The organism is Pseudomonas sp. ANT_H4 (assembly GCF_008369295.1).
Lineage (GTDB): Bacteria > Pseudomonadota > Gammaproteobacteria > Pseudomonadales > Pseudomonadaceae > Aquipseudomonas.
Map to the genome: position 1 here is coordinate 76,564 of NZ_VOBG01000009.1, position 15,769 is coordinate 92,332.

The following is a 15,769-nucleotide window of genomic DNA, read 5'->3' on the forward strand; positions in this document are numbered from 1 at the left end:
TAGGGAACCATCATGAAGATAAGCACCATTGAAGTCGGTAACTTGGTCTCCGCACTGAGTGCCTCGGGCGTAGAGCGACAACTTGCGACCATGGTTGGCGTCCACCACGTTGATGTGAACTATGTTGCCGGCAGCGCCACGATCCACTATGACGAGGACCAAGTCACACTCACAGACCTGCAGCAACGTGTCGCCGACTGCGGCTATCACTGTGGCGGTGAGCTGTTGCCCGCTCACGTTTGCAGCCCTTCAGAACACAAGGCGGACGGGGCGTCCCCGGACGGACGAACTAAACATGTCGACCACACGGCCCACGAGAAAAAGGCCTCCAGCGCCGCACCGGATAAATCGAGTTCTGCCCGCAAGGGTTCCCACGCGGGGCACGCTGCGGCAAAAGGCTCGGCAGGTGGAGAAAAAGACGAAATGATGCATGACATGGGGCACTCGGCCGGTATGTCGATGCAAGACATGGCGATCGACATGCGCAACCGGTTCTTCGTTGCGCTGCTGTTCGCCATTCCAGTATTCCTGTATTCGCCGATGGGCCAGATGTTCGGCGATTTCGCAACTCCGTTTGGACTAGAGCGCAAGCTGTTCCTGTTCATCGTCGCCACGGCGGGTATCGCATATCCGGGCTGGCCATTCTTCGTCGCTGCCTGGCGCGCCATGCGCAATGGTGTGGCCAATATGGCTACGCTGGTCGTTTTGTCAGTAGGCACGGGGTACATCTTCAGTCTGGGCGCCACCTTCTTCTTCGAGGGGGATGTCTTCTATGAGGCTGTGTCCGTACTGCTGGTATTTATCTTGCTCGGGCATTGGCTGGAAATGCGAGCGCGGGCAGGCGCATCTGATGCCATCAGAGCTTTGATGGATTTGGCACCGCCTTTGGCTACGGTCATCCGCAACGGTGTTGAAACCAAGGTGCCAACGTCAGAAGTCCTTGCGGGCGAAACCGTTATCATTAAGCCGGGTGACAAAATTCCGGTCGACGGTGAAGTAACTGACGGAAGCTCGCAAGTTGATGAATCGATGCTCACCGGAGAGTCAATGCCGGTCAAAAAGTCCGTCGGCGACGCCGTGATTGGCGCGACGATCAACAAGAGCGGCAGCTTCCAGTACAAGGCTACGAAGGTGGGCGCTGACACTGCTCTGGCGCAGATTGTTAAGCTGGTACAAGAAGCCCAAAACTCCAAGGCGCCTGGGCAGCTACTCGCTGACCAAGCAGCGCAGTGGCTGGTATGGATCGCCATTGCGATCGCCTTGCTGACATTCATTGTCTGGTTTTGGGTCCTCGGGCAGCCTTTGCTGCTTGCGCTCACGCTGACGATTACGGTCTTCGTGATCGCTTGTCCTGACGCATTGGGGCTGGCGACGCCAATGGCCATCATGGTTGGCACCGGCTTGGGAGCGATGAACGGCATTCTGTTCAAGAATGCGTCTGCCCTCGAGAACGCCACCAAGTTGACCGTCGTCGTCTTCGACAAGACCGGAACGTTGACACTAGGTCAACCGGACGTCGTCGAGACGGTGACCGCGAAGGGCGTCGACGAAAACCGTCTGCTGGCCACGGCAGCTGCGGTCGAGAAATTCTCAGAACACCCGCTCGCGCTCGCCGTCCTCAAGCGCGCCGGCGAGCTACCTACCGAGATTGCCACCGACTTCGCCAATATCGACGGTCAGGGTGCGCGCGCTTCGATTGGCGCCGATGCTGTCCTGCTCGGTAACCGCAAGTTGATGGAAGCGGAGAAGATCGATCTTGGGGAACTGGATACGCAAGCCGCTAGGCTCCAGGGCGGCGGAAGAACAGTGGTCTATGTCGCCCGCGCAAGCAAGTTGATCGGCCTAATAGCCATTGCCGATGCTGTTAGACCAACCTCTAAGCAGGCTATTGCCAAGCTGCAGGAGCGCGGTGTCAAGGTCGCGATGTTAACCGGTGACAACCAGGCGACCGCCGAACGCATCGGGAAAGAGCTTGGCATAGACATCCTCTTTGCCGACGTGCTGCCTGGCCAGAAGGCCTCTAAGGTCAAGGAACTGCAAGAGCAGGGGCACAAGGTAGGCATGGTCGGCGACGGTATCAACGACGCCCCGGCTTTGACTCAGTCCGATGTTGGCTTTGCCATCGGGGCAGGCACCGATGTAGCGATGGAAAGCGCCCAGGTGGTGCTGATGAAGAGCGATCCCTACGATGTAGTCGGCGCCATCGTGTTGTCACGCGCAACATTGCGCAAGATGCACCAGAACCTATGGTGGGCAGTCGCCTACAACGCCATCGCTTTCCCGCTCGCTGCCGGGGTGTTCTACCCCTTTATTCTGTCGCCGGAAGTCGCAGCGTTGTCCATGTCGGGCAGTTCGGCAGTTGTGGCTATCAATGCGCTGCTGCTTAAACGCACCAAGCTCGTGGGTATTAAGCAGGCTAAATCTGCCCCGGTTCATAATCTTGCAACAGACGCATCCTTATGAGCCCGCTCAACCAAGCAGTGGCCGGGAGGGCTGACTAAATGTGTTTCTCAGCCACTGCCAGCTTTACCGCAGGGACCTTGCTGCTCGGGATCGGTACGCTGGTACTTAGGGCAGCGCGCCGTCCGAACGAGTTAGCATTCGCTGCCATTCCGCTGTTATTCGCCATTCAGCAACTGGTTGAAGGAGTGGTCTGGCTGACCTTCAACTTTGATGCACCACTGTTGAACACGCTGATGACACACGTGTATTCGTTCTTTTCGCATGTGCTGTGGCCGGCTTACATACCCTTGGCTGTGTATATGCTTGAGCCTCCTGGTCGCCGCAGGCGTGCGCTGATCCCGGTGGTTGCAATAGGTGCTGCGGTCAGCACCTATCTGTTGTACATGCTTGTGGTGTACTCAGTAGTGTCGCGTCCCATCGGCCAGCATGTTGAATATGACTCGCCACACTTCTATGCGGCTGCGGTGATGTTGCTGTACTTGGTTTCAACCACCGTGAGTCCGCTGCTGTCCACACACCGTATGGTCAAGGTCTTCGGCGCGTTGGCGTTATTGTCATTTGGCGCAGTTTATTACTTCTATACAGCCTGGTTCATCTCGGTGTGGTGCTTTTTTGCCGCACTGCTGAGCAGCGTAATTTATTTCCACTTTGTCTTGCCGCAGCCTAGGCGGAGCCTAACCGAAGTAGCATCTTGAGTTTTCGCCGATTCAATCCTAAGGAGTATTGATGATGAAGAAACTATCGACTCTAATTGTGCTAACGCTAGTGCTTAGTCTCACTGGCTGCGGCTATAACAACTTTCAAAGCAGCGACGAACAGGTTAAGGCCAGTTGGTCGGAGGTGATCAATCAATATCAGCGTCGCGCAGACTTGGTGCCCAATCTGGTCAAAACCGTCAAAGGCGAGGCGAAGTTCGAGCAGGACACACTGACCAAGGTGGTCGAAGCCCGCGCCCAAGCCACCTCGATTCAAGCGACTCCGGAGTTGGTCAACGACCCGCTGGCGTTGCAGAAATTCCAGCAGGCGCAAAGCCAGTTGGGCGGGGCATTGTCGCGCTTGCTGGTGGTCTCTGAAAATTATCCGAGCCTGCGTGCCAATCAGGGTTTTCGCGATCTCGCGGCGCAATTGGAAGGCACCGAAAATCGCATAACGGTGGCGCGCAACCGCTATATCAAGGCGGTGCAGGAGTACAACGTGACTGTGCGTTCGTTTCCCGCCAACCTGACTGCGCTGGCACTCGGCTATAAGGAAAAGCCAAGCTTCACGGTCGAGAATGAAAAACAAATCTCGACGCCGCCGAGTGTCAGCTTTGATACCGAGGCAGCCAAGTGATTTCCGCTAAAGCCATCAGTCGAAGCAGTCGCTTGCTGCTCGCAGCGCTGACCTTTGGCTGGGCGCTGATTTCCGTCGCAGAGCTCCAAGTTCCGCCATTGACGGGGCATGTCATCGACCAGACGGAGACACTCTCAACAGAGCAAAAGGCTGCACTGGAGCAATCCTTAACGGCGCTCGAAGCCAGGAAGGGAAGCCAGCTTTCGGTGTTGATAGTGGCTTCGACGGCTCCAGAAGAAATCGAACAGTACGCGTTGCGAGTGGCCGAGCAATGGCAACTTGGCCGTAAGAATATTGATGATGGCGCCATTCTGGTGATCGCGAAGAACGACCGGGCTCTGCGAATCGAGGTGGGCTACGGCCTGGAAGGCGCACTCAACGATGCCACCAGTAAACGCATCATCAGCGAGATCATCCTGCCGCGCTTTAAACGTCAGGATTTTTATGGCGGTATCAGGGATGGGGTGGAGCAAATCGTTCGGGTCATTGACGGCGAAGCCTTGCCCGCGCCCATAGCGCCAACCTCAGCCGATGTTGGCGCAATACAACAGTACATTCCGCTGTTGTTTATTTTGGCCCTCGGCGTGGGCGCAGTGTTGCGCGCGTCGCTGGGCAAGGGAGTGGGTTCCGTGGTTACCGGCGGGGTGGTCGCGCTGATCGCCTGGTTCGCTGCCGGAGGGTTGTTGATGCCATTGCTCGCCGGCGTGGCTGCGGTGCTTTTCAGCATGTTCGGTGGCAGCATGTCGGGGTATCGACACGGCGGCTTCTATGGTGGGCTGAGCAACCGTGGCGGCGGTTTCCATGGTGGCGGCGGTGGCTTCGGTGGTGGTGGGGCGTCGGGGAGGTGGTAGTAATGAAGCTTAAACGGGTCATAAATCACTTGTTGGTGACTGACAGGCAACTCAGGCGGATCTTTCCAGGGAGTACATTGAGTAAGATTGAAGCGGCCATCAAGGCGAGCGAGGTCGTACATGCCGGAGAAATCCGCTTCGCGCTCGAAGGTGGGCTAAGCGCTGCGGCGCTGCTTAATGGGCAGTCTACCCGCGACCGCGCGATTGAACTGTTCTCGCAACTTGGTGTGTGGGACACCGAAGATAATAGTGGCGTACTGATCTATCTGTTGTTTGCCGATCGGGCCGTGGAAATCGTTGCTGACCGCGGCATTAACGCCAAGCTGGACGTGCAGGCATGGAGCAAGGTCTGTCGCCAAATGGAGGACGCCTTCAGCCAGGGAAATTTCGAAGCTGGCGTGCTCAGTGGCGTGCAGGCAGTAACGCAGCACCTACTTCTGCACTTTCCTTCTGAGCGCTGCAACGCGAATGAATTGCCTGACAAGCCGGTGCTGCTGTAAGGCTGAGCACTTCATAAAAATACCGATGTCAGCGCAGCGTGGAAACATGCGCCTTGGCTGACCAGTCGTTCAGCTTTTCATGCGAGGAGTCGAGACATGCAACACCAAACACAGTATGAAAGCACGCTAATCGCCGCCTTCACCAACCATGGTGATGCTGTGGTGGCTGTCCGTAAACTCGCTATCGATGGCTTCGATACGCAGCGTTTCAGTATCGTGGGGTTAGGGCGCTTAGATGGAATGATAATGGCGGTCGTCGAGGGTTCCGCTTTATTCGGCAGTGTGGCCGCATTTGACGCAGCGCTATCCAGGATTGGAATCCCGAAGGACCGCGTGATCGAGTATGAGCAAGCCATCAGAACAGATAAATTTCTCGTCGTGGCGCATGGTTTGTCTTTAGAAATGGAAAAAACGAAGGTGGTGCTGGAGACGAGCAACCCAGCGCTAATAGATCTATATGAAAGCGCTAAAAACCAAGCTTCAGATGATATGCAATCGATGGCTAGGATGGATGATGCAAGGGCCATTTGACGTATAGACACATCGACAACCCCTGAAGGAGAAACGTCATGGTGTGGCTGACAGAAAACTGGTTTTGGATTTTGATCTTCATCGCCTTTATCGCGATGCACCTGTTCGGTCACGGCGGTCACGGCAGTGTGGATAAAGAAAACAGCGCAAAGCAAAGTAGCGCGGTGAAGACGAAGTCAGGCGGCCATCGGCACTGAGTGACCGAGCTCACTCGCGCTCCAATGTTCACGCAAACAATGCTCACCAGCGTCGCGAGCACTGCCAGTTCGAAGCCCATAAGGAGCAAGACAAATGCTGAATATTAAAATTGTCAGTTGGTCGCTCGGACTCTTCGCCGCCATCAGCTTCGTGCTATGCGTCATCTATGGTTTGATCGTGCCGGCGAACCTACGCATGGCTGCATTCTTGGAGATGGTTCTGCCAGCGTTCAAGTGGCTTACCTTCTGGGGCTTCTGCCTAGGTTTGATCGAGAGCTTTCTTTACGGGGCCTATGTCGGACTGGTGTTCGTGCCCATCTACAACTTGCTCACCCGCTTGTGGGCTGCGCCGGACGTACAGAAGTGAAACAAACCATCGCTGCCAGTAGCTCTAGAAAGACCGCTGGACCAGATGTGCTGCGGGCTGTCCAGCTAGCGTGGCTGGCGGGTTCTGTCTTCAGCGTCTCCGCCGGCTATGGGGCGCTAATACCCGTCTTGCCAGGCTGGTTGACCTCAATGCTGCCCGGCATAAGCTACATTGAAGTCAGCAAGCACGTTGGTTTTCTCAGTGGTGTGTATGCGGCCGGTGTGCTGCTGGGGGCGCCGCTCTGGGGGATCGCTTCGGATCGAGTCGGGCGCGGCCGGATCCTGCTAATCGGGCTCGCCGGCTACGTCATCAGTCAATTGCTCTTGTTGTTCCCAGCGATTGTCGGATTGGTGGGGATATATGTGCTGCGCGCTGCGACCGGCTTCTTCGTCGCCGCGGTCGTTCCTGTCGTCGCGGCGTTGGTCGCCGAACACACGCCGGTGGAGCAGCGCGCGCGGCGTTTCGCGTGGCTGGGAGCCATGTCACTGCTGGGATTTCTGTTCGGTCCCGCACTGATCGAGGTAGCTAACGGTGTCGGGCGATTACTACTTGTCGACGGAGTGGTTAACACGGCGCTATCAGCGAAGCTCGTGCTGGTTCTATCAGCCCTGCTAGGCGGGATGATGATGCTCGGGCTGGCTGGCACTTTGCCCTCGTCGCCTGTCGTTGAGGCTGCCGTCCAAACCAAGCCGGCAAGCTTGGTCCGCGCTCAGCCAACCGCGCTGCTGTGGCTCAGTGGAGTAGTGATGTTCGTGCTGGCGGGCTTTGAACTCGGTCTTGTGCTGCAACAGTCCCCTCGGCACGCGGCGCTCATGCTGGCCGAGTGCAGCCTTGTCATGCTGGGCGTAAACGCCGTGCTCTTCGTTACGTCGTTACTGGAGAAACGCGCGGCGCGAACCCTCATCGGCATCGGGCTTGTCCTCGCGATTTTTGGTTTGACGGTGCTGGCGGCCGGTCGTTCAGGCGCTTGGATGTACCTGGGTGTCAGCCTGACTTCGGCGGGTATAGGTCTGGTACTTCCGGTCATCACCTACCTGGCCGCAGGCGCCGCGCCGAACAGCTTGGGTGCCGTTATGGGCGGTCTAGCCGCAGCATCGGGTCTTGGCCAGACCCTGGGCTCGGCTGCAGGAGGTTGGCTCTTCGGAGTGTTGGCGCAGCACAGCTATGGCTGGCTGACGCTACCCCTGATGGTGATGCTAATACTGCTGCTGGTAAGGTCGGGATGGTGGACGGTCGTTGCCGTCGCAGCCGCCCCAAGCCCCAAGTCGGGCGGCATGACGAGTGAGCCGTCCGCAACGACTCCCGCCATCTAGGCCCGCTGTTACCACGTCGATAATCAACAGAATTTAGGCGTCACCGAGGGTATGGCTGGAGAGTATCAGTCCTGGTCAATACACGGTCTACCGCCAACTGCTCTGAGCCTCTGTCAGTAAGTTTTAGTTCTGGCTAATCTGCGGCTATCAAGGGCTTTATGCGGTGCATTCAGCATTGCGTGCGCCTTGAGAATGCAGTGAATCGATCAAAGCAATCCGTAGCTTACAGAATCACAATCTTGGCCTCATGCCTCATGCCTCATGCCTCATGCCTCATGCCTCTGTCAGGTAAGGTTACCTAGTGTGCATCGATGAACTGAAATCGATCGACCAGACGGCGCTGAGCCACTGGGGGGAATACTCGAGTGCGCGCGATGCGCTGCTGGAACAGACGCATCACTCTTAAAGTCCCAGGATCGTGGTCAACGCGGACGACAATAAGTGCGCCCGCCTGAACGTCTTGGCGCAACAGAGTTGGTGGGATGAAGCCACCCTACGCATCGCAATGCCGGAAGTTCTCAGGTGCAAGTAGTTATCGCCGATATAGTCTTAAAGTATGGGCAAATCAATTATTTAAATCTGAAGCTTACAGAAATGTAAGCTTAGCTTAAGCAAGTTGTAAGGAAACCTTGTCAAGGCATGTGACCATGAACACTTGGTTGAACTTTTGGTATTTACATGGGAAATAGTCAAGGGTGTCGGTGCAACTTTAAATCCATGGCGGTTAATGGTGCTGTATACACGGCGGCATCGATCTCAAGTGCCTATTTGCAAAGGATCCGGTGCTTGACCTGTGTCTTACACACAGGTGTAAAACGTATCAATGAGTGGCGAGTTAATCCTAGGTTTGACGCTATAGATTGATTTGGATCAAATGCAGTTTGCCGAGATGGCCCACAGTGTTTGTATCGCAATATTCAGTGGGAAGATAACAATGCGTGTTAACGAGTTGGCCAAAAAGCTCGGAGTTAGCGACGACACTATTCGCTACTACACCCGCGCTGGTTTTGTAACACCCGGCAAAGACCAATCAAATGGTTATAAGTCATATCGCGAGCGCGACGAAAACCGCCTCCGGTTTATTTTAAGTGCACGGCAACTGGGGTTTTCTGTGGCCGATATTGCGCAAATACTGGCTGAGGCCGATGGAGGTAAAAGCGCCTGCCCCACGGTGCGCCACCTGATTGCCCTGCGCCTGCAGGAGACTACGCAACGGTTTGAGGATATGCAGAAACTGCGCAAGCGCATGCTCGCTGCACTCAACGAATGGGGCAGTAGGCCGGACCGGCAGCCCAGTGGCAACAGCATCTGCCATCTGATCGAAGGCTTTACGTTGTAAAGCCCGGGCTTAGCTTGCAGGCGACCCTGCGCTGTTAATTCTGACGTCAATAATAAGGACCCAACCATGAATCACAGTCCTCCGGCTTTCCACGATCACGGTCATCTGACACCTGCCGAAAATCAAGCGACTGCTATTGCGAGCAGTCAAAGCCTGATTATTGAAGGAGCGGGCTGCGCCAGTTGTGTTGGCAAAATTGAAAAGGCGCTCATGGCCGTGCCTGGCGTGCAATCGGCAGAAATGAACTTCGCCAACCGCACGGTACAGGTACAGGGCAGTGCGGCTACCGAGTTGTTGGTGAAAGCGGTGGAGCGGGCCGGCTACAACGCCAAAAATATGGCCAGTGAGTCGGAAAGCGATGTGCTCGATGAGAAAGAACAAGCTGACTTGGCCTATTACCAAAGATTGATGCGCAAAACCTGGATCGCGCTGGCACTGGGTGTGCCACTGATGATCTACAGCCTGGTGGTGGGCGAGATGACGATTACCACCACGGTCGAGCGCGTTGTCTGGCTGGTGGTGGGGCTGCTGACGCTTGCGGTGATGATTGTGTCGGGCCGTCACTTTTACGTGGGGGCATGGCAATCCTTTAAAAATCATTCGGCCAATATGGACACCCTGATTGCCTTGGGTACTGGCACGGCATGGCTCTACTCCATGGTGGTGGTGTTCGCACCAGATGCAGTGCCGCTGATGGCGCGCCATGTCTACTTCGAAGCCACCGCCATCATCATCGGTCTGATCGATCTGGGGCTGGCGCTAGAGCTGAAAGCGCGTGGCCGCACCAGTGAGGCGATCAAACGCCTGATCGGCTTGCAAGCCAAAACCGCACGAGTGATTCGCGACGGCGAAGAACTGGACATTGCAATCGAGCAGGTGTTGCTCAACGATTTGGTGCGCGTGCGCCCCGGTGAAAAAATCCCGGTGGACGGAGAGGTCCAGGAAGGCCATACCGCCGTCGATGAATCCATGTTGACTGGCGAACCGATGCCGGTGGAGAAGTCTACGGGCGACAAGCTGGCGGCCGGTACCCTGAACAAAACCGGCACCTTGGTTTTCAAAGCTACCCGCGTGGGTAAAGACACGGCGCTGGCGCAGATCATCAATATGGTCAAGCGTGCGCAAAACTCCAAACCGCCCATCGGGCGCATGGCCGATGTGATTGCGGCCTACTTTGTGCCAGTGGTAATGATCATCGCAGTGCTGAGTGCGCTGGCTTGGCTGAACTTCGGGCCGGAACCGGCCATCGCTCTTGCCATAGTCTCAGCCACGACTGTGCTGATTATTGCCTGCCCCTGTGCACTCGGCCTGGCTACGCCGATGTCGGTGATGGTAGGGGTGGGCAAAGCGGCTGAGGCGGGTGTCCTGATTCGCAACGGTGAGGCGCTGCAAACCGCGTCGAAGATCACCGCCATGATTCTGGATAAGACCGGGACCATCACCCTAGGCTCCCCCAAGGTGACCGACATTGTGACCCAGGCCGATTTTAATCAGGAGCAGGTGCTGCAACTGGCGGCCAGTGTGGAGTCCGGATCAGAACATCCGTTAGCGATGGCCATTGTTGAGTCGGCCAAGGAGCGCAACTTAACCCTCGACAAGGTCGAATCGTTCAATGCCATCGCCGGTCAGGGTGTAGAGGCACGGGTCGCCGGCCAGGCGTTGCTGTTCGGCAATGAAAAGCTGATGCGCGAGCGCGGTATCAATGTCAGTGAATTCATTGAAGCGGCCCAGCGCCTAGCCAGTGAAGCTAAAACGCCCATGTATTTTGCGGTGGATGGTCGGTTTGCCGCCATCATCGCGGTGGCCGACCCCATCAAGGAGGATTCCGTTGCGGCTATCAAGCGCCTGCAGAACAACGGCATTCGCGTGATCATGCTCACTGGTGACAACCGCGCCACCGCCAAAGCCGTGGCAGAAAAAGTGGGCATCAGTGAGTTTTTTGCCGAAGTTCAACCCGCAGACAAGGCCAAGAAAGTGGCCGAATTGCAGATGCAAAATGAAATTGTTGGCATGACCGGGGATGGCATCAACGATGCTCCGGCGTTGGCGTTGGCCAATGTTGGCTTTGCCATCGGCACGGGCACCGATGTGGCGATTGAAAGCGCGGATATCACCCTGATGCGTGGGTCGCTGCACGGACTGGCCGATGCGATTGCAGTGAGCAAGGCCACCCTGCGCAATATCAAGCAAAACCTGTTTGGGGCTTTTATCTACAACGTTGCCGGTGTGCCAGTAGCGGCCGGCGTGTTGTTTCCGGTGCTAGGCGTGCTAATGAACCCCGTCATCGCTGGCGCCGCCATGGCATTTTCCTCCGTCACCGTAGTTACCAATGCCAATCGCCTGCGCCTGTTCAAGGCGCAGGAACATTAACTGTCGTATAGCACGAGGGATTTCACCATGTGGCTAATCAATATTGCAGGGCTGGTCCTGATTGCCCTGATTGTTTGGTGGTTCTGGCTGTATAAGCCGAAGGAAGTCGCCCTGGGCGAGCAAGGTTTGATGGTCGTCGTGGAAAATGGCGGCTATACACCGGCCAATATTCAAGTGCCAGCCAATACCCCAATCAACCTTACCTTTTTGCGCAAGGATGCAACGCCCTGTGCCGAGTTAGTGTTGTGGCCTGACTTAGATATCAGCGAGACACTGCCGCTGAACAAACCCATACAAGTTGCTCTGCCAGCGCTGAAGGCAGGGGACTATGCCTTTCATTGCCAAATGCAAATGTATCGCGGTGCCTTGCACGTGAAATAAGGCAGGCGGTGGGCCAGTGTTTTTATTTTAGCGTAGAGGCCGAATATGAGTAACGAAAAAAGTTCTTTCTGGTGGTCGCCTAAAGGATTAGCAGCGCTGGGTCTGATTGGTGCGGTCAGTTATTTTTTGCTGATGGAGCATCGCCAGCATGTGTTTGTATTTTTGCCGTTCCTAATCATTTTGCTGTGCCCGTTGATGCATATTTTTATGCACGGTGGACATGGTGGGCATGGTGGGCATGGTGGGCATGGTGGGCATGGTGGGCATGGTGGGCATGGTGGGCATGAGCAGGGCGGTGCAGATACGCCCAAGACTATGTCCGGAGACAGTGCCGCCGAGCGCGCCGCCTATCAGCGCGGGCTGGATACAGGCAAGCGCCAGACTGACCACCATCAACACTAAGGAGCTAGGTTATGCACAATGAGTCCGCTTATGGTCTCTGGACTTTAGTAATAATAAATTCCGCTATTTTCATTTTTTTTGCGTTCAGCTTTACCAAGCCGCAAACCAAGGCCGATTGGCGCAGCCTAGGCGCATTCTCTGCGTTTGTGGTCGCGCTGTTCACCGAAATGTATGGCTTTCCACTGAGTATCTATTTTTTGTCGGGCTGGCTGGCTGAAAAATATCCGGGGGTGGATTTCCTATCCCATGAAAACGGCCATCTGTGGCATACCCTTTTGGGCTTTGAGGGTAACGCCCACTGGGATCCGCTGCATATTGCCAGCAACGTAGTCATCGTACTGGGATTTTTTATGCTCTCCTCGGCGTGGGCGGTATTGCACAAGGCCCAACAAACCCGATCACTTGCTAGCACTGGCTGGTATGCCCGCTGCCGCCACCCGCAATACATCGCTTTTATTATGATTATGTTCGGCTTTTTATTGCAGTGGCCAACGCTCCCCACGCTGGTGATGTTTCCAATATTGGTGGTGGTTTATTTGCGACTCGCCAAACGCGAAGAGCAAATGGCGTTAGCTGAGTTTGGCGACGAATACCGCGCATATATGCACAACACACCGGCCTGGATTCCCATGATCAAAACCTCTCTACCCAATGTCGACAGAACCTGAGGAAGGCAGTCATGAAAAAGTTAATTACTAGCATCGCCATCGCCGCCGCAGTAGCCACCCCCGTTGGTGCCAATGATGATGGACCAGGCGCAGATGATGAAAACGCATGAACACATGAACACATGCATGGAATGAAAAAATGATGGCTGAAGTAAAGCAAGAAACATAATGCGGAAAAACGCCAAGTGCTGATAGAAAAAAACATAAGTGAATCGATGCTCGTATGAGCATGATGATGCCGATGGGCTCGGCAAATAATAGTCAGACTGACCATGCCCATGACTAACAGCTGACGACCAGCGTGCTGCTTGCAGCGATGGAGCTAATAACGTGAAAGAGACAGAGGAAAAACCAATGGAAACTTTGATTATTAAGATTGATGGCATGCACTGTGGCAGCTGTGTGGCCGGTGTGGAAAAAGCATTAATACAGGTAAACGGCGTGCAATCAGCCGCCGTTTACCTGGAAGCGGGGCAAGCGACGGTTACCTACGACCCGGCTTATGTCAGTACGGCCGATCTCGTCTCGGCAGTCGTTACTGCCGGTTACTCGGCTCGCGCCAATGCCGAACCGGCACCCGCTCCAGCTCCAGCTCAGAGCGGGCATTGTGGTAGCGGCAGTGGCAAGAGCAAAGGCGGGTGCTGTTAGTTGTAAGTGGTCATATTTCCCGGCGCAGGTGCTGACGGAAATGGGCAAGCCGATTACACCACCGATAACCCTGATGGGCAGGGTTATCGAAGCGGGTCAGAGTGCCGTTGGCCCGCTTCGATCTGTCCGTGGGCGCCGTTGTCAATAGTGTATCTGCAGTCAAACGATTGGAACCCAATGGGGGTTAATGATGAGCGAAAGCAAGCATCGTCTGGGCGTTTCAGAAACCAATTTGGTCGTGCGCCACCTCAAACTTGCACCTCAGAACCTGGGGCGCGTTGAGGACGCGATTAAAGAAATCGACAACATTTACGGCTTGGATGGCGTGTCTTACGACGAGAAATCACAGGTGCTGAACCTGGCCTACGATGCCTCACGCATCAGCATCGACTGTGTCGAGGAGGTGTTGGGCCAGTTCCAGATTGAGGTGGGGCACGGTTGGTGGACGCATTTCAAGGAGGGTCACTACCGTTTTGTCGATCAGAACGTCAAAGATAACGCCGCGCACCAGCCCTGGAGCTGCCATCAAACGCCACCGGGGGCTAAGCGCAAGCCTTAACTGGAGATGATGATGGATGCTAACTCCCCGTTGGTTCTGGTGGACATGGGCATCGACACTCAGCAGGAACCTGTGTGGTACATGCGCAGTGATTGCCATGTGTATCGCGCCGAAGGATTTTCGGCCAGCAGCAGGGTACTGACAAAGGCTGCGCGCCCGCGTGGATTGCCAGTTTGAACGTAGTGGATGATCGGGTGTTGGCGGGTAGTGAAGTCGGGATTGTCTGGCCTGGGGTAGGGCAGTGAATCTGAGCCCTACCGATGATCTGCTGAGATGCATTGAGCGCGCTCTTGATCTGGACGCTGAGGAGCTACTGTTTACCCAAGTAAGCGCCACCGGGGGCTGGCATCCAACCGCGTGCCGTAGGTGTGCCTCTTGATTAACTCCGCTTCAGCAGCTGAAAAAAGCTCTCAGCTACGGCATTTTCGTGACAGTTACCGCCTCGACTCATGCTGCCAATCAGGTTGGTTACCTCCTGAGAACTGCGCCAGTTGGTGATGCCGCCCTGATTTAGGTGCGGTCAATCGCAGTGTCTTGAAGTTGATAGACAGGTGATTAGCAAGCCATACTCACCCAACGACTCTTGCAATTTTCTTTAAAATTTCTTTGTTGTCGCCAAGTTTGCAAATTGCATCGCAGTGCTTACGCAATTCCGAAAATACGATATAGCTAATTTCAATATTGTTATTTTTAATTGCAGGGCGGCTCAATTGTGATATTAGCTCTTGCTCTCTGCTGTCTGGAACTATAAGGAATAGTGAGGAAGGATCTTCCGGAAAGGAAAAGTGCAAGTCCGTAAGACGAAGAATTCCGGAGTATATGGACGTGCTTTTTTCCACCTCAAAAGCACATACAATTTTGTTGGTGTCTTTTTCAAACCAAATTACGTCAATTAGAGCGATGGTGTTATTTGTTTCTTTGTCAATTCCGATATAGGGGAATTTTGGCAAGCTAATAAATGAAAAATTATTGCCTGCATGGCATCTCGATCGGTCATTTGATGCGCTAATTACATCATAACCTAACGAGTGGCCGATTTTCAGAAGATGATATTGCATTTCTGTATGCAAATTTTCCTCCTCTTTTTCATCAGCAACTTCTTTATGGCGTTTTTTTATTAATTTATTAATTTTTTCCTGTTCTTTCTCGGAAAGAGCACCCTCATCTCCGATCATGATTTTTTTAAGGCCGATGTCAAACAAGAAACCAGAAAATGCGCCAAGATCTTTAGAGAATACACTTCTGTACTGAGTGTTTTTTTCTAGAATTACTTCCCGCATACGAAGATATTCTTTCCACGAGCCCAGCTTAACGTTCTCTTTGAATAAATAATTAAACCCATTAACGATTGCAGTATTGAATGGAGGTATTATTTCCGGATGTAGAAAGTAAATAATGTTGGCGACGGCTGGCCCCAGCCCTTTGATGCCACATTGATCAAGTAGAATTATTTCCTTTAGTACTTGTTCTTCTTTTTTAGCCTTGATGACATTTTCAAGGAATTGTCCGAATGCTACTTTATTCTCTTCGTTTTCATATATATCTGGAATTCTAAGTTTTGGTTTCCAGTAGAAGGCGTGTGAAGCGCCGATAAATATTTGCTTTTGCTCGGTAATGCAGTTAAGTACAAATTCTAAACTGGAGTGCTTAAAGTCGTTGCCAAACTCTTTTGTCTTGATGTCCTGTATTATGGTGTGAATGCCGCGTCGAATTGAACGAAAGGCTTTAAGGCGCTCATCGTTATTAACAAACCAAGTGTTGAATACTGATTCATCGTCCTTCTTATATCTGATAATTAACTCATGTAAATTCATGCTCATTTATCTCTCTTAAACTTGCCATTGCACA

General features: G+C 54.1%; 18 protein-coding genes. 17 read left to right on the forward strand and 1 reads right to left on the reverse strand.

Annotation, left to right across the window (positions count from 1 at the left end):
- Positions 1 to 12: 12 nt before the first annotated feature.
- From FQ182_RS13905 to FQ182_RS29780, 17 genes are all read left to right on the forward strand, one after another.
- Positions 13 to 2,463: a cation-translocating P-type ATPase gene (locus tag FQ182_RS13905; RefSeq protein WP_034114920.1), complete on the forward strand. Its 2,451-nt coding sequence runs from the start codon at positions 13 to 15 to the stop codon at positions 2,461 to 2,463.
- A 38-nt stretch (positions 2,464 to 2,501) separates the two neighbouring features.
- Positions 2,502 to 3,158 (forward strand): DUF6629 family protein, encoded by a 657-nt coding sequence (locus tag FQ182_RS13910; protein ID WP_034114919.1) that lies wholly within the window; start codon positions 2,502 to 2,504, stop codon positions 3,156 to 3,158.
- A 31-nt stretch (positions 3,159 to 3,189) separates the two neighbouring features.
- Positions 3,190 to 3,795 carry a LemA family protein gene (locus tag FQ182_RS13915; protein WP_371923883.1) on the forward strand — a complete coding sequence of 202 codons (606 nt, stop codon included), beginning with the start codon at positions 3,190 to 3,192 and terminating at the stop codon, positions 3,793 to 3,795.
- On the forward strand, positions 3,792 to 4,646 hold the full coding sequence (locus FQ182_RS13920; protein ID WP_218575093.1) for a YgcG family protein: 855 nt from the start codon (positions 3,792 to 3,794) through the stop codon (positions 4,644 to 4,646). Before FQ182_RS13915 ends, FQ182_RS13920 begins: the two co-directional genes overlap by 4 nt.
- 2 nt (positions 4,647 to 4,648) lie before the next feature.
- Positions 4,649 to 5,146 (forward strand): TPM domain-containing protein, encoded by a 498-nt coding sequence (locus FQ182_RS13925; RefSeq protein WP_034114917.1) that lies wholly within the window; start codon positions 4,649 to 4,651, stop codon positions 5,144 to 5,146.
- Between the two features lie 96 nt (positions 5,147 to 5,242).
- Positions 5,243 to 5,677, forward strand: coding sequence for a hypothetical protein (locus FQ182_RS13930; RefSeq protein ID WP_052229594.1), 435 nt, complete (start codon positions 5,243 to 5,245; stop codon positions 5,675 to 5,677).
- A gap of 38 nt (positions 5,678 to 5,715) precedes the next feature.
- On the forward strand, positions 5,716 to 5,874 hold the full coding sequence (locus FQ182_RS13935; protein WP_080758785.1) for a DUF2933 domain-containing protein: 159 nt from the start codon (positions 5,716 to 5,718) through the stop codon (positions 5,872 to 5,874).
- Between the two features lie 94 nt (positions 5,875 to 5,968).
- Entirely contained in the window at positions 5,969 to 6,241 is a 273-nt protein-coding gene (locus FQ182_RS30260; protein WP_034114916.1) for a DUF5676 family membrane protein, read from the forward strand.
- Positions 6,238 to 7,554, forward strand: a complete 1,317-nt coding sequence (locus FQ182_RS13945; RefSeq protein WP_034114915.1) for an MFS transporter — start codon at positions 6,238 to 6,240, stop codon at positions 7,552 to 7,554. Before FQ182_RS30260 ends, FQ182_RS13945 begins: the two co-directional genes overlap by 4 nt.
- A 934-nt stretch (positions 7,555 to 8,488) precedes the next feature.
- Positions 8,489 to 8,893: a MerR family transcriptional regulator gene (locus FQ182_RS13950; RefSeq protein WP_034114930.1), complete on the forward strand. Its 405-nt coding sequence runs from the start codon at positions 8,489 to 8,491 to the stop codon at positions 8,891 to 8,893.
- 66 nt (positions 8,894 to 8,959) lie between these two features.
- A complete protein-coding gene (locus FQ182_RS13955) occupies positions 8,960 to 11,263 on the forward strand; it encodes a heavy metal translocating P-type ATPase (RefSeq protein WP_080758784.1) in 2,304 nt (767 codons plus the stop codon).
- Between the two features lie 27 nt (positions 11,264 to 11,290).
- Positions 11,291 to 11,644, forward strand: coding sequence for a cupredoxin domain-containing protein (locus tag FQ182_RS13960; RefSeq protein WP_034114914.1), 354 nt, complete (start codon positions 11,291 to 11,293; stop codon positions 11,642 to 11,644).
- A gap of 45 nt (positions 11,645 to 11,689) precedes the next feature.
- Positions 11,690 to 12,046, forward strand: a complete 357-nt coding sequence (locus tag FQ182_RS13965) for a DUF2933 domain-containing protein (protein WP_149493998.1) — start codon at positions 11,690 to 11,692, stop codon at positions 12,044 to 12,046.
- Between the two features lie 11 nt (positions 12,047 to 12,057).
- Positions 12,058 to 12,714, forward strand: coding sequence for an isoprenylcysteine carboxylmethyltransferase family protein (locus FQ182_RS13970; protein ID WP_034114912.1), 657 nt, complete (start codon positions 12,058 to 12,060; stop codon positions 12,712 to 12,714).
- A gap of 354 nt (positions 12,715 to 13,068) precedes the next feature.
- The gene (locus tag FQ182_RS13975) at positions 13,069 to 13,362 is read left to right on the forward strand and encodes a heavy-metal-associated domain-containing protein (RefSeq protein WP_149415294.1); all 294 of its coding nucleotides are present in this window, start codon (positions 13,069 to 13,071) and stop codon (positions 13,360 to 13,362) included.
- A gap of 190 nt (positions 13,363 to 13,552) precedes the next feature.
- Positions 13,553 to 13,921, forward strand: coding sequence for a cation transporter (locus FQ182_RS13980; RefSeq protein ID WP_149415295.1), 369 nt, complete (start codon positions 13,553 to 13,555; stop codon positions 13,919 to 13,921).
- A 12-nt stretch (positions 13,922 to 13,933) separates the two neighbouring features.
- Positions 13,934 to 14,098, forward strand: a complete 165-nt coding sequence (locus FQ182_RS29780) for a hypothetical protein (RefSeq protein ID WP_178114453.1) — start codon at positions 13,934 to 13,936, stop codon at positions 14,096 to 14,098.
- A gap of 392 nt (positions 14,099 to 14,490) precedes the next feature.
- Here FQ182_RS29780 and FQ182_RS13990 read toward each other — a convergent pair whose 3' ends face one another.
- Positions 14,491 to 15,741 (reverse strand): hypothetical protein, encoded by a 1,251-nt coding sequence (locus FQ182_RS13990; protein ID WP_149415296.1) that lies wholly within the window; start codon positions 15,739 to 15,741, stop codon positions 14,491 to 14,493.
- Positions 15,742 to 15,769: the final 28 nt, after the last annotated feature.

Excerpts from the sequence above, each read along its gene's own strand:
- FQ182_RS13905 (WP_034114920.1), top strand. The coding sequence starts at position 13 with ATGAAGATAAGCACCATTGAAGTCGGTAACTTGGTCTCCGCACTGAGT.
- FQ182_RS13910 (WP_034114919.1), top strand. The coding sequence starts at position 2,502 with ATGTGTTTCTCAGCCACTGCCAGCTTTACCGCAGGGACCTTGCTGCTC.
- FQ182_RS13915 (WP_371923883.1), top strand. The coding sequence starts at position 3,190 with ATGATGAAGAAACTATCGACTCTAATTGTGCTAACGCTAGTGCTTAGT.
- FQ182_RS13925 (WP_034114917.1), top strand. The coding sequence starts at position 4,649 with ATGAAGCTTAAACGGGTCATAAATCACTTGTTGGTGACTGACAGGCAA.
- FQ182_RS13930 (WP_052229594.1), top strand. The coding sequence starts at position 5,243 with ATGCAACACCAAACACAGTATGAAAGCACGCTAATCGCCGCCTTCACC.
- FQ182_RS13935 (WP_080758785.1), top strand. The coding sequence starts at position 5,716 with ATGGTGTGGCTGACAGAAAACTGGTTTTGGATTTTGATCTTCATCGCC.
- FQ182_RS30260 (WP_034114916.1), top strand. The coding sequence starts at position 5,969 with ATGCTGAATATTAAAATTGTCAGTTGGTCGCTCGGACTCTTCGCCGCC.
- FQ182_RS13950 (WP_034114930.1), top strand. The coding sequence starts at position 8,489 with ATGCGTGTTAACGAGTTGGCCAAAAAGCTCGGAGTTAGCGACGACACT.
- FQ182_RS13955 (WP_080758784.1), top strand. The coding sequence starts at position 8,960 with ATGAATCACAGTCCTCCGGCTTTCCACGATCACGGTCATCTGACACCT.
- FQ182_RS13960 (WP_034114914.1), top strand. The coding sequence starts at position 11,291 with ATGTGGCTAATCAATATTGCAGGGCTGGTCCTGATTGCCCTGATTGTT.
- FQ182_RS13965 (WP_149493998.1), top strand. The coding sequence starts at position 11,690 with ATGAGTAACGAAAAAAGTTCTTTCTGGTGGTCGCCTAAAGGATTAGCA.
- FQ182_RS13970 (WP_034114912.1), top strand. The coding sequence starts at position 12,058 with ATGCACAATGAGTCCGCTTATGGTCTCTGGACTTTAGTAATAATAAAT.
- FQ182_RS13975 (WP_149415294.1), top strand. The coding sequence starts at position 13,069 with ATGGAAACTTTGATTATTAAGATTGATGGCATGCACTGTGGCAGCTGT.
- FQ182_RS13980 (WP_149415295.1), top strand. The coding sequence starts at position 13,553 with ATGAGCGAAAGCAAGCATCGTCTGGGCGTTTCAGAAACCAATTTGGTC.
- FQ182_RS29780 (WP_178114453.1), top strand. The coding sequence starts at position 13,934 with ATGGATGCTAACTCCCCGTTGGTTCTGGTGGACATGGGCATCGACACT.
- FQ182_RS13990 (WP_149415296.1), bottom strand. The coding sequence starts at position 15,741 with ATGAGCATGAATTTACATGAGTTAATTATCAGATATAAGAAGGACGAT.